General features: G+C 71.1%; 11 protein-coding genes and 1 pseudogene. 10 read left to right on the top strand and 2 right to left on the bottom strand.

Going from position 1 to position 12,885, the window contains the following annotated elements:
• The first annotated feature begins 70 nt into the window (after positions 1–70).
• From sucB to ID554_RS32825, 6 genes are all read left to right on the top strand, one after another.
• A complete protein-coding gene (gene sucB, locus ID554_RS23355; protein WP_117228374.1) occupies positions 71–1,918 on the top strand; it encodes a 2-oxoglutarate dehydrogenase, E2 component, dihydrolipoamide succinyltransferase in 1,848 nt (615 codons plus the stop codon).
• Between the two features lie 144 nt (positions 1,919–2,062).
• A complete protein-coding gene (locus ID554_RS23350; protein WP_117228373.1) occupies positions 2,063–3,388 on the top strand; it encodes a low temperature requirement protein A in 1,326 nt (441 codons plus the stop codon).
• Positions 3,389–3,594: 206 nt separating this feature from the next.
• Positions 3,595–4,494, top strand: a complete 900-nt coding sequence (locus ID554_RS23345; RefSeq protein WP_117228372.1) for a TIGR01777 family oxidoreductase — start codon at positions 3,595–3,597, stop codon at positions 4,492–4,494.
• A gap of 128 nt (positions 4,495–4,622) precedes the next feature.
• Positions 4,623–6,440: a DUF2079 domain-containing protein gene (locus tag ID554_RS23340; RefSeq protein WP_117228371.1), complete on the top strand. Its 1,818-nt coding sequence runs from the start codon at positions 4,623–4,625 to the stop codon at positions 6,438–6,440.
• Positions 6,441–6,499: 59 nt separating this feature from the next.
• Positions 6,500–7,141 carry a lipoyl(octanoyl) transferase LipB gene (lipB, locus tag ID554_RS23335; protein WP_117228370.1) on the top strand — a complete coding sequence of 214 codons (642 nt, stop codon included), beginning with the start codon at positions 6,500–6,502 and terminating at the stop codon, positions 7,139–7,141.
• 157 nt (positions 7,142–7,298) lie between these two features.
• Entirely contained in the window at positions 7,299–7,754 is a 456-nt protein-coding gene (locus tag ID554_RS32825) for a hypothetical protein (RefSeq protein ID WP_191088616.1), read from the top strand.
• Here the strand turns inward: ID554_RS32825 and ID554_RS32820 are convergent.
• Positions 7,696–8,327 (bottom strand): annotated as a pseudogene (locus tag ID554_RS32820) (amino acid--tRNA ligase-related protein); the annotation flags it as partial. The gene ID554_RS32825 and the pseudogene ID554_RS32820 overlap by 59 nt on opposite strands.
• Before the next feature lie 377 nt (positions 8,328–8,704).
• Here ID554_RS32820 and lipA point away from each other — a divergent pair.
• Together lipA and ID554_RS23315 are read left to right on the top strand one after the other, a co-directional pair.
• The gene (gene lipA, locus ID554_RS23320) at positions 8,705–9,694 is read left to right on the top strand and encodes a lipoyl synthase (RefSeq protein WP_117228369.1); all 990 of its coding nucleotides are present in this window, start codon (positions 8,705–8,707) and stop codon (positions 9,692–9,694) included.
• Positions 9,695–9,805: 111 nt separating this feature from the next.
• Positions 9,806–10,495 (top strand): DUF4191 domain-containing protein, encoded by a 690-nt coding sequence (locus ID554_RS23315; RefSeq protein ID WP_117228368.1) that lies wholly within the window; start codon positions 9,806–9,808, stop codon positions 10,493–10,495.
• A gap of 15 nt (positions 10,496–10,510) precedes the next feature.
• Here ID554_RS23315 and ID554_RS23310 read toward each other — a convergent pair whose 3' ends face one another.
• Complete coding sequence (locus ID554_RS23310) at positions 10,511–10,918, bottom strand: RDD family protein (protein ID WP_117228367.1); 408 nt, start codon at positions 10,916–10,918, stop codon at positions 10,511–10,513.
• A gap of 260 nt (positions 10,919–11,178) precedes the next feature.
• Between ID554_RS23310 and glnA the strand changes: the two genes are divergently transcribed.
• Positions 11,179–12,603 (top strand): type I glutamate--ammonia ligase, encoded by a 1,425-nt coding sequence (glnA, locus tag ID554_RS23305; RefSeq protein ID WP_117228366.1) that lies wholly within the window; start codon positions 11,179–11,181, stop codon positions 12,601–12,603.
• A gap of 97 nt (positions 12,604–12,700) precedes the next feature.
• Complete coding sequence (locus ID554_RS23300; protein WP_158573735.1) at positions 12,701–12,862, top strand: hypothetical protein; 162 nt, start codon at positions 12,701–12,703, stop codon at positions 12,860–12,862.
• Positions 12,863–12,885 lie beyond the last annotated feature (23 nt).

Raw genomic sequence — 12,885 nt, 5'->3', positions numbered from 1 at the left:
CACGACAACCCGCGGCGTCCGGCGACGGGCGATGATCCCCCCACCAGGGAAATGAAGGAGTCTGGAGAACATGCCGGTATCGGTCACCATGCCCCGGCTCGGCGAGAGCGTCACCGAGGGCACCGTCACGCGCTGGCTCAAGCAGGAGGGTGAGACCGTCGAGGTCGACGAGCCCCTGCTCGAGGTTTCCACCGACAAGGTCGACACCGAGATCCCGTCCCCCGCGGCCGGCGTGCTGACCCGGATCGTGGTGGGCGAGGACGAGACGGCCGAGGTCGGCAGCGAGCTGGCGGTGATCTCCGGCGAGGGCGAGTCGACCGGCGGAGCGGCCGCCCCGCAGCAGCAGGAGGCCCCCGCCGAGCAGGCCGCCGAGGCGGCCGAGGAGCCGCAGGCCGAGGCGGAGCAGTCGGCCGTCGAGGAGCCGGCCGAGCAGCCGGCCCAGGCATCCGCGCCGTCGGGCGAGGGCACCCCGGTGCAGATGCCGGCCCTGGGCGAGAGCGTCACCGAGGGTACGGTCACCCGCTGGCTCAAGCAGGTCGGCGAGACCGTCGAGGTGGACGAGCCGCTGCTGGAGGTCTCCACCGACAAGGTCGACACCGAGATCCCCTCCCCGGTCGCCGGCACCGTCCTGGAGATCAAGGTCCCCGAGGACGAGACCGCCGAGGTCGGTGCCACGCTGGCCGTCGTCGGTGCGGCCGGTGCCGCCCCGGCCGAGTCCAAGCCGGAGCCGAAGCCCGAGCCCAAGCCGGAGCCGAAGCCCGAGCCCAAGGCGGAGCCGAAGGCCGAGGCCAAGCCGGAGCCGAAGCCCGAGGCCAAGCCGGAGCCGCAGGTCGCCGAGCCGACGCCGGGTGCGTCGTACAACGAGCCGGTGCCGGAGGCCGAGCAGGCCCCGGAGCCGGCCAAGGCCGAGCAGGCCGCTCAGCCGGCGGCCCCCGCCCCGCAGCGCGCGGCGGCGCCGTCCAACGGCGGCGAGCAGGCTGCCGGGTACGTGACGCCGCTGGTCCGCAAGCTGGCCGGCGAGCACGGCGTGGACCTCGCCTCGGTCAACGGCACCGGTGTCGGCGGGCGGATCCGCAAGCAGGACGTGCTGGACGCGGCCGAGAAGGCCAAGGCTGCCAAGGCCGCGCCCGCCCCGGCGCAGCCGACCGCCGCCGCGCCTGGCGCCAAGCCGGCCGCCAAGCCGCAGCCGAGCGCCAAGCGCGGCACCACCGAGAAGCTGCCCCGCATCCGTTCCGCGATCGCCAAGCGGATGCAGCAGTCGCTGCACGAGATGGCGCAGCTCACCACCGTGATCGAGGTGGACGTCACCAAGATCGCCAAGCTGCGGTCGCAGGCCAAGGACTCGTTCCTGGCACGGCACGGCGTCAAGCTGTCGTTCCTGCCGTTCTTCGCCCTCGCCGCGATCGAGGCGCTCCAGACGTACCCGATCGTCAACGCCCGGATGGACCTCGACGGCGGGACGATCACCTACCCGGACGCCGAGAACCTCGGCATCGCCGTGGACACCGAGCGTGGCCTGCTGGTGCCGGTCATCCACAACGCCGGTGACCTCAACCTGGGCGGCATCGCCAAGCGGGTCGCCGACCTGGCCGAGCGCACCCGGACCAACAAGATCAGCCCGGACGAGATCGCCGGTGCGACCTTCACGCTGACCAACACCGGCAGCCGGGGCGCGCTGTTCGACACCCCGATCGTGCCGTCGCCGCAGTCGGCGATGCTCGGCACGGGTGCCGTGGTCAAGCGTCCGGTCGTGGTCAACGACGCGGAGCTGGGCGAGGTCGTCGCGGTCCGGTCGATGATCTACCTGGCCCTGTCCTACGACCACCGGCTGATCGACGGTGCCGACGCGGCCCGCTTCCTGGTCGCGGTCAAGGAGCGGCTGGAGGCCGGCAACTTCGAGGCCGAGCTGGGCCTGTAACCCCTGGCAGCACGCGCGAGGGTGCCCCGGGCACGACGACGGGGCGCCCTCGCGCGTCACGCGTCCGGAGTCAGCCCGCCGGGGCCCGCTCGCTGACCTGCCGAATCGCGCCCGGGCTCCGTGCGGCGCTGCGAAACTCAGGCGGTGAGTGACAGGGGCTGGCGCGGGCGGCTGGGACCGGCCGTCGGAATCGCGCCGGGCGCCCGGGTCGACAAGTTCGAGATCTTCTTCGACCTGGTCTTCGTCTTCTCGTTCTTCAACATCGCCCGGGCCACCGCCGCCAACATCGGCGACCGGCAGCTGCTGCACGCCCTGCTGGTCCTCGCCGTGCTGTGGTGGTGCTGGGTGGCGCACACCGTGGTGGCCACCCGGGTACGCATCGGCGAGGGCTTCGTACCCGTCCTGATGATCGCCGGGATGGCCGCGCTGTTCTGTTTCGCGCTCGCCCTGCCCCAGGCGTTCATGAACTCGGGCGGCACCGAGGCCGGGCCGGTCGTGGTGGCGATCAGCTATGTGGTAATCCGGGCCGTGCACCTGGCGTTGTTCCTGCACGCCGTCCGCGACGACCCGGTGGAACGCCGCCAGTTGCTGCGGTACGCCCCCGAGATGTCCCTGAGCACCGCCCTGCTGCTCGTCGCCGCCCTGTTACCCGGCTACCTACCCGACCACATGGCGGCGATGGTCCGGGACGGGCTCTGGATCAGCGTCGTCCTGCTCCAGTACGGCACCGGGCTGCTGGCCCGCACCTGGGGCTGGGGGGTTACCTCCGCCGAACACTGGACCGAACGGTACGACCTGATCCTGATCATCGCGCTCGGTGAGTCGGTGATCTCCATCGGCCTGGGCAGCAACCTGCTCGGCCAGCCGCCCACCCTGCCGGGGGTGACCGCCGCGGTGCTCGGGATCGTCTTCAGCGCCGCCATGTGGTGGATCCACTACGACGTGATCGGCCCGGCCGCGCGGATCGCGCTGCACGCCAGCCAGGGCCGCCCCCGGGTCCTGATGGCCCGAGACGCGTACGCCTACCTCTATCTTCCGATGATCGCCGGCATCCTGCTGTTCGCGCTCGGCGCCGAGGGCATCGTGCACGACATCGCCCAGCCCGGCGTCCCGATCAGCAAGCCGGCGTACGGGCCGGACGTGCCGCTGCTGTTCTCCGGGGTGCTCTGCTACCTGGCCGGGAACATGCTGTTCCAGTGGCGCACCCTGCGCACGCTGTCCTGGCTACGCCTGGGCACCGTGGTCCTGCTCGGGCTCGGCATCCCGATCGCCATGCCGCTGCCCGGACTGCTCGCGCTCGGCGTGCTCGCCGTGATCCTGGTCGGGATGATCGTCATCGAGGTGGTGGTGATGTCCGAGGGCCGGCACGCGTTGCGCGCGGCGGTCTTCGAGGAACGCACCGCCCACGAGGCGGCCGAGGCCGCCTACCGCGCCCGCTGGCACGAGAACCCACCCGACTCGCATCCGTGACGAGTTGTCGCACTTCGCGGCTAGAGTCGGCGCGTGGCCTGCTACCGCTCTACACGACCAACCCGAACGACTTCGCCGACCTGACGGAACTGGTCGACGTCCGGCGCGTGCGCTGCCCCTGACACCACGCCCGGCGATCTGCACCGAGACATCGGCGTGACCGACTCGACCCAGCCGGGCAGCCGCGCGTACCCGAAGATGTATGTATGCGCATCCTGATGGCCGGCGTGTCCGGCTTCCTCGGCACCCGACTGGTCGACCTGCTCGTGGCCGACGGGCACCAGGTCACCCGGCTGGTCCGGCGGCCACCGCGCGGGCCCCACGAGCGGCAGTGGACCCCGTCGGCGGCGCAGCTCGACCCGGCGCTGGTCGCGGAGGCGGACGCGGTGGTCAACCTGGCCGGCGCCGGGGTGGGTGACCGCCGCTGGACCGACCAGTACAAGCAGCTCATCCGCTCCAGCCGGGTGGACGCCACCAGCACCCTGGCCATCACCATCGCCGGTCTGTCCGAGGCCGACCGGCCCGAGGTGCTGCTGAACGCCTCGGCAATCGGTTGGTACGGCAACACCGGAGACCGCGTGGTCGAGGAGGATGCGCCGCCCGGCGAGGGCTTCCTGGCCGACGTGGCCCGCGTCTGGGAGGCGGCCACCCGCCCGGCCGAGGACGCCGGGGTACGGGTGGTGCGGCTGCGTACCGGGCTGCCGCTGCACCGCGACGGCGGGTTGCTCAAGCCGCAACTGCTGCCGTTCAAGCTGGGTATCGCCGGTCGACTCGGCAGCGGCCGCCAGTGGATCCCGTGGATCTCGATGAGCGACTGGCTCAGAGCGGTCATGTTCCTGCTCGCCCGCGCCGACCTGAGCGGCCCGGTGAACCTGGTCGGCCCGGCACCGGTCACCAACGCCGAGTTCACCCGGGAGCTGGCCCGCCAGTTGCGCCGTCCGGCGATCATTCCGATCCCGGGGCTGGCCCTGAAGGCGGTCCTCGGCGGCTTCGCCCAGGAGGCGCTGACCAGCACGCGGGTCCTGCCCGGCGTACTCAACCGGGCCGCCTTCTCCTTCCGCCTCCCTGACCTGCCCACGGCTCTGCACGCCGCCCTGCACGACTGACCGTCGGCCCGGTCCGCGCAGATGTTAGGAAGGGTCCCTTTATCTACACCAGGCGTTAGCAGGGGTCCCTTGCTTACAAACGACGGGTCTGACCTGAGGTGTCCGGTGCGGTTGGTAACGTCCGCTAGGTGCCCAGCTCCCCGTCCTCGGCGTCCGTGACCACCGCACCGCCGCGCGTCACGCGTGACCGCCACGCCGACCTGATCGTGGCGCTGATCGCGCTGGCGCTCGCCGTCTGGGTGACCAGCGGGCTGTGGCGGGACCCGAACGGCCGGGCGATCACGGTCAACTCCAGCGACCAGGCGCTGTTCGAGTGGCTGCTGGCCTTCGGCGGCCACACGGTCAGCCACGGGGAGAACCCGCTCTTCACGTACCTGATCAACGTTCCGGACGGCGTCAACCTCGCGGTCAACACCTCGATCACCGTGTACGCGGTGGTCTTCGCCCCGCTGACGTACCTGATCGGGCCGCCGGCCACCTTCCTGGTGATCCTCACGCTGAACCTGGCCGCGACCGCCGTCGCCTGGTACTGGCTGCTCTCCCGGCACCTGGTCCGCACTTCGCTCGCCGCCGCCGTCGGCGGGCTGTTCATCGGCTTCTCCCCCGGCATGGTCTCGCACGCCAACGCCCACCTGAACTGGACGGCCGGCTGGCTGGTACCGCTGCTGGTCTGGCGGGTCTTCGTGCTGCGCCGGTCGGCGCACCCGCTGCGCGACGGGGCGATCCTCGGCGTGCTCGTCGCGATCGCCTTCTCCATCGCCGCCGAGGGGTTGTTCTTCACCGCGCTGGCGCTCGGCCTGTTCGTCGCCGTCTGGGCGCTGCACCCGGCCAACCGGGTCGAGGCACGGGCCGTTCTGCCGTCGTTCCTGCGCGGCCTCGCGGTGACCACCGTGGTCGCCGGGGTGCTGCTGGCGTACCCGCTCTGGCTGCACTTCGCCGGGCCGCAGCGGTTCCACGGCACCGGATTCGACTCGGTGATCCACTCCGAGGACATCGCCGCGTACGCCGCCTACCCGCGTCGCTCGCTGGCCGGCGAGGCCGGACTGGGTACCTCGCTGGCGCCGAACCCGACCGAGGAGAACTCCTTCTTCGGGCTGCCCCTGCTGCTGCTCACGGTCGCCTGCTTCGTGCTGCTGTGGCGGTCGGCCACACCACGGCGCCGGGCGACCCTGTGGGGGCTGGGTGTGCTCGCGGTCGCCTTCACCACGCTCTCCTTCGGGCCGGTGGCGAAGATCAACGGGCACCGCACCGACCTGCCCATGCCGTTCGACCTGCTCGGGCATCTGCCGGTGGTGAACGCCGCGCTGCCAGCCCGGCTCGCGCTGGTGGTGACGCCGGTGATCGGGCTGCTGCTGGCGTTCGCCGTGGACCATCTCCGCCACCACCGGCCGCGCCGGGCGGCAGCGGTGGCCTGGACGGCCGCCTTCACGGTGGCGTTGGTGCCGCTGTTCCCGACGCCGCTGCTCACCACCGTGCGGGAGCCGATCCCCCGCTTCATCACCTCGGGCGCGTGGCGCGACTACGTCTCCCCGGGCGGGGTGCTCACCCCGGCGCCGCTGGCCCTCGACGTCTATCCGGACGGCCAGCGCTGGCAGGCGTACGCGTTGGCGAACCGGCAGGGCGAGTTCGCCATCCCGTCCGGTTTCTTCCTCGGCCCCGGCGGGCCCGACGGCCGGGGCCGGATCGGGCCGGTGCCGCGCCCGTTCAGCGCGCTGCTCGACCAGGCCGCGCGCAGCGGCCTGCCGCCGATCGTCACCGAGGGCACCCGCGAGGAGGTACGCGCCGACCTGGAGCACTGGCGGATCGAGACGGTGGTGCTCCCCGACGAGGTGCACGGCGCCAAGTGGCCGGTCGACGAGGAGGCGGTACGCCGGACGTTGACCATGCTGTTCGGCGAGCCGGAACGGGTCGAGGACGTCTGGCTGTGGCGGGTCGGGCAGCGGTGAGCCTCCCGTGAGCCGGCTCACCCAAGGTGACCAGCGGGTACGGGTCTAGGCTGGTACGCGTGACCGCGACGACCTCCGGCCTGACGGCCGTACGTGCCGGCGTCCTCGACTACACCGCCGCCTGGGACGAGCAGCGCCGGCTGCACGAGACCGTGGTCTCCGGGGAACAGGGCGACACGGTGCTGCTGCTGGAGCACCCGAGTGTCTACACCGCCGGCAAGCGCACCGAGCCGTGGGACCGTCCGCTGGACGGCACCCCCGTGGTGGACGTGGATCGCGGCGGCAAGATCACCTGGCACGGTCCGGGGCAACTGGTGGGCTACCCGATCCTGCGCCTGCCCGACCCGGTCGACGTGGTCGCGTACGTCCGGCGGGTCGAGCAGTTCCTCATCGACGTGTGCGCCGAGTTCGGCCTGACCGCAGGCCGGGTCGACGGACGCAGCGGCGTCTGGGTACCGGCCGACGAGCGGGGACCGGACCGCAAGGTGGCCGCCATCGGCATCCGGGTCGCCCGGGGCGTCACCCTGCACGGTTTCTCGATCAACTGCGACTGCGACCTGACGTACTTCGACCGGATCGTGCCGTGCGGCATCCGGGACGCCGCGGTCACCTCGCTCTCCGCCGAACTGGGGCGCCCGGTCACCGTGGCCGAGGTGCTCCCCGTCGTCGAGCGTCACCTGCCGACCATCGTCGCGGCCTGACCGCCCGGCGGTCCCGCCGCCCGCCCACTCTTCGCGCATCCGGACGGTCGCCACACCGCCGGATCTCCCTCGCCGCCCGCCCGGACGGCCATCCACCGCCACCGGGATCCCGCTGACCGGCCCAGCCACCTCTTGAGCGATTCGCCCCGGACTCGTCGTGCGCGGTTGGGGCGTACACGCCGGTGAACGTCGGCGGCCCGACGGCACCCGCACCTCGGCGCTGCGGTTCGGCTCGGACGATCGGCGTTCACTGGTCGCCGCAGGCTCCGGCCACTGGCGCTACCTGCCCGGGCCGCACGGCGTCCGGTTCCTCACCGGCTACTCGTACACCCCGCGCTGGGGTCTCCTGGGCCGGCTCGCCGACCTCGCCTTCCGGCCGCTGTTCGGCTGGGCCACCGCGTGGTCGTTCGATCGGCTGCGGCTCTGGCTGAGCACGGGCGTACCACCGGAACGCGCCCGCGCCAACGCGGTCCGCGACGTCGCCCTCCGGCTGCTCGCGGTGGTCACGGTCACCGCGGCGGCCGGTGCCGCGGGCCGGATCCCGGCCGTGATGGCGGTTCGGCCCGGAACACCGGCCCGACCTCGTAGACCCGTTCGAAGACACCGACCATGAGCTGCTTGTAGAACTGCGGTGACTGGGCCAGGTACGCCGGCCGACCGAACCAGTCCAGCGCGAAGACGTTCGCCCCGCTCTCGGTGGACGAGCCGACGACCTTCGGGGTGTGGATCTCGACGAACCGCCGGGCGTCCAGCGTGGCCCGGAAGCCGGCGACCGCCGCCGCCGAGATGCGCAGCGCTGCCGAGCGGCTCGGGTGGCGCAGTGCGACGGGCGCGTGGTCCAGTTGGGTAGGCAGGGTGGCGGTGAGTGTGGGCCGGTACAGGTCGAACGGCGGCGGTACGGCGGGCGGCGCGAGCGGGCGTACCACCGGGTCGGTCAGCTCGACCCCGGCGGGCGCGGTGGTGTTGGCGACCACCGTGCCGTCGACGGAGACGACGCTCTCCTCGGCAGCGCCTCGATCTCGGCGCGGACCGCCGGGTCGGTGACCACCACCTGGGTGAGACCGGCGGCGTCCCGGACGATCAGGAAGGCCACCGACTTGAGCAGTCGGCGGCGGTGGACCCAGCCGGCGATCCGGACGGTACGGCCGGTGTGCGGGGTGAGTCGGTCGGTCAGGATGCGTTGCACGGCTACCTCCTCGATCAATCGCAACGCGATCCCCGGGAGGTGTGGGCGAGCGGGAGCCTCGCGGTGCCACCACACCTTCGCCCCCGTCGGGACGGGAGCCTCATTCGTCACACATCACACGCTGTTCTTCCCGCAGCTCGGGAGGGTCTTCACGGCCCGGTGCCAGACCGCCTCACAGCAACCGGCGGCTCTCTTCAACTGGCGGATCGGGGCACTACTCGGCTCCGTCGTCGCTCTCGAACGGCAACGCTAGCACTCGATGTGGCCGTCCTGTGACGCGTAATTTCCGCCCCCGGTGTCCGGCGTCACAGGATTTCCCAGGTGACGGCGGTCGCCCGCAGTTCATCGACGGCCACCATCCGGCGTAGGCTCGTTTTGTGACGATCGAGCACTCCGCGCCGACGACCGGCCAGGCCGCGCGTACCGCGACGCCCGCCCCCGAGGGGCGGCGACTGCTGCGGATCGAGGCACGTAACGCCGAGACGCCGATCGAGCGCAAACCACCGTGGATCAAGGTCAAGGCCAAGATGGGCCCGGAGTACACCCAGTTGCGCGGGCTGGTCTCGCGCGAGGGGCTGCACACCGTGTGCCAGGAGGCCGGCTGCCCCAACATCTACGAATGCTGGGAGGACCGCGAGGCCACCTTCCTCATCGGCGGTGACCAGTGCACCCGCCGTTGCGACTTCTGCCAGATCGACACCGGCAAGCCGGCCGAGTTCGACGCCGACGAGCCGCGCCGGGTCGCCGAGTCGGTGGTCTCGATGGGCCTGCGGTACGCGACCATCACCGGCGTCGCCCGCGACGACCTGCCCGACGGCGGCGCCTGGCTGTACGCGGAGACCGTCCGGCAGATCCACACCCTGCAACAGGGCTGCGGCGTCGAGCTGCTGATCCCCGACTTCAACGCGGTCCCCGAACAGCTCGCCGAGGTGTTCGGCGCTCGGCCCGAGGTGCTGGCGCACAACGTCGAGACGGTGCCACGGATCTTCAAGCGGATCCGGCCGGCGTTCCGCTACGAGCGCTCGCTGGACGTCATCAGCCAGGCCCGCGCCGCCGGCCTGGTCACCAAGAGCAACCTGATCCTGGGCCTGGGCGAGGAGCGCGCCGAGATCTCCCAGGCGCTGCGCGACCTGCACTCCGCCGGCTGCGAGCTGATCACCATCACGCAGTACCTTCGCCCCTCCCCCCGGCACCACCCGGTGGAGCGCTGGGTCAAGCCGGAGGAGTTCGTCGAGCTGAGCCAGGAGGCCGAGGAGATCGGCTTCGCCGGCGTGATGAGCGGCCCGCTGGTGCGCTCGTCCTACCGCGCCGGCCGCCTCTACCAACAGGCCCTGGCCGCCCGGGAAAGCGTCGCCGTCGCGAGCTGAGCCGGCGGCCGACCGCACGAACCGAGGTCAGGACGGCTCGGCGGGCAGCGCTCGACGGGCAGGACCGGACGGGGATCAACCGCACGGCGGGCGACCACTAGACTCGATCCCATGGCAAAGCCCCAGGAGAAGGTCTCGTTCGGCCAGCGGCTGAAGCAGATCGGGTTGGTGTTCCGGTTCACCGCCAAGCAGGACAAGTGGTTCGCGCCACTGGCGGCCGGCGCGGTGCTGATTCCGCTCGCGCTGACCGTGGTCGCGGTCATGATCTGGGGTTGGTTGTGGTTGCCGCTGGGCATCCTCTTCGCCCTGCTCGCCCTGCTGATCGTGCTCAACCTGCGGTCGAACCGGGCGATGATGAACGCCGCCGAGGGGCAGCCGGGTGCCGCTGCGCAGATCATGGAGAGCATGCGTGGTGACTGGCGGGTCTCCCCCGCGGTCAGCTCGACCACCCAGATGGACATGGTCCACCTGGTGATCGGCAAGCCGGGCGTGATCCTGTTGGCGGAGGGCAACCCGCAGCGGGTACGCGGGCTGCTCGGCCAGGAGAAGCGTCGACTGGCGAAGGTGATCGGCAACGCCCCACTGTACGACTACGTGATCGGCAAGGACGAGGGCGAGCTGCCGATCCGCAAGCTGCGGATGACGCTGATGCGGCTGCCGCGCAACCTCAGCGGCAAGGACGTCAACTCGCTGGACAAGCGCCTCAAGGCGCTCACCGCCCGGCCGCAGATGCCCAAGGGCGCCATCCCCAAGAACCTGCGCCCGCCGCGCGGTGCGTTCCGGCAGAGCCGGGGCCGCTGAGGCCGGGGCGGGCGGTCAGCGCGCGGCGCGTACGGCCGGGACGACGACCGCGCCGCTGGCGCGGTCGTGCAGGCCCCGACGGTGCTGGTCCATCACCAGCGCCGGGACGACCAGCGCCAGCAGCACGCCGCGCAGCAGGGCCCGGACCAGGCCGATCCGTCCGCCGTCGGCCCAGGCGACGCAGCGGATCCGGGTCAGGTACATGCCGGGGGTCTGCGCGAACAGGCCGAGGAAGAAGCCGTACATCACGATCAGCACGACGACCGGCGCCCAGGGGTCGCCGGTGGGGCTGGCGAACAGGCCCGACGCGAGCAGGCAGAGCACCCAGTCGATGACCAGTGCCCCGAACCGGCGTCCCAGGTCGGCTGGGACGAAGGTGGGGTCGGTGGCGGGCGGCGGCGGGCGGTGTGGCTCGGTGGTCACAGCGGACAAGACTAGCCAGCGCGGCGGTGCGGGCCCTACGCAGGTCCGGCAGGTAGCCGCAAAAAGGGTCGATAGCAGCAATCTTCACTACACTGGCACAGCCGGGCCAGTCCGTCGCGTATCGCGTCCGTTCCCACCTGGGAACATGACACAACGCGAGGGACGTAACACGGCAGAAACACTGGAGACATGGCCGGGCAACCGCACGGCCATAGCGTCGCCAGGAGCCTAGCTACCCCGTGGACGTGCCAGGAGGACGAGTGTTCGCCAATCCCGAGGAACTCCTGCGTTACCTCAAGAACGAGGACGTGAAGTTCGTCGACGTACGCTTTTGTGACCTGCCCGGCGTGATGCAGCACTTCAATCTGCCGGTGGAGTCCGTCGACGACAACTTCTTCACTGATGGTCTCGCGTTCGACGGGTCGTCGATCCGGGGCTTCCAGGCGATCCACGAGTCGGACATGCTCCTGCTCCCGGACGTCGCCACCGCCTTCATCGACCCGTTCCGGGCACAGAAGACCCTTGCGTTGAACTTCTTCATCCACGACCCGTTCACCCGCGAGGCCTACTCCCGCGACCCCCGCAACGTCGCCAAGAAGGCCGAGGCCTACCTGGCTGCGTCGGGGATCGCCGACACCGCCTACTTCGGCCCCGAAGCCGAGTTCTACATCTTCGACTCGATCCGCCACGAAACCTCCGCCCACCAGGCGTACTACTACATCGACTCGATCGAGGGCGCCTGGAACACCGGCCGTGAGGAGCCCGGCGGCAACCGTGGCTACAAGACCCCCTACAAGGGCGGCTACTTCCCGGTGCCGCCGGTCGACCACTACGCCGACCTGCGGGACCAGATCGTCCGCCAGCTGATCGACACCGGCTTCACGGTGGAGCGGTCGCACCACGAGGTCGGCACCGCCGGCCAGGCGGAGATCAACTACAAGTTCTCCACCCTCCTGCACGCCGGTGACCAGCTGCAGCTGTTCAAGTACATCGTGAAGAACACCGCCTGGGCCGCCGGCAAGACCGCCACGTTCATGCCCAAGCCCCTCTTCGGCGACAACGGCTCCGGTATGCACACCCACCAGAGCCTCTGGCGCGGCGGCGAACCGCTGTTCTACGACGAGACCGGCTACGCCGGCCTGTCCGACACCGCCCGCTGGTACATCGGCGGCCTCCTGCACCACGCTCCGTCCCTACTGGCGTTCACCAACCCCACGGTGAACTCCTACCGCCGGCTGGTGCCCGGCTACGAGGCACCGGTGAACCTGGTCTACTCCCAGCGCAACCGCTCCGCCTGCACCCGCATCCCGGTCACCGGCAGCAACCCGAAGGCCAAGCGCGTCGAGTTCCGGGTGCCGGACCCGTCGGCGAACGTGTACCTCGCCTTCTCCGCCATGCTCATGGCCGGTCTGGACGGCATCAAGAACAAGACCGAGCCGCCGGCGCCGATCGACAAGGACCTCTACGACCTCCCGCCGGAGGAGTGGGGTGACGTCAAGCAGGTCCCCGGCTCCCTACCCGCCGTTCTCGACTCGCTCGAGGCCGACCACGACTACCTGCTCGACGGCGGCGTCTTCACCCCCGACCTGATCTCGACCTGGATCGACTGGAAGCGGAGCAACGAGGTCGACCCGGTCCGCCTGCGTCCGACCCCGCACGAATTCGCCATGTACTTCGACTGCTGATCACGATCAGCGCCGTTCGGGCCGGCTCCGCATCCGCGGAGCCGGCCCGCGCGCGTCAGGGGCCACCGTATACCTTCGCGTCCGATATACAGCGGGCATGGACACACCGCTACGTGAACCGACCTTCCCGATCGGGCAGTCGTACTGGGGCTGGTACGGCTGGACCGCCGAGCAACTCCTGCCGTTCACCTGCGCCGCCGTCGTGCCCCCGAGCCTGCCGCACCCTGCCCGACCTGCGGCGGACACCGCCGTCTCGTAGTTGGCGGCTGCGGCCTCGCGTGG

This window comes from Micromonospora craniellae (assembly GCF_014764405.1).
GTDB lineage: Bacteria > Actinomycetota > Actinomycetes > Mycobacteriales > Micromonosporaceae > Micromonospora > Micromonospora craniellae.
The sequence above is the reverse complement of the archived record's forward strand: the minus strand, read 5'-3'. Positions and strand labels throughout refer to the sequence as shown.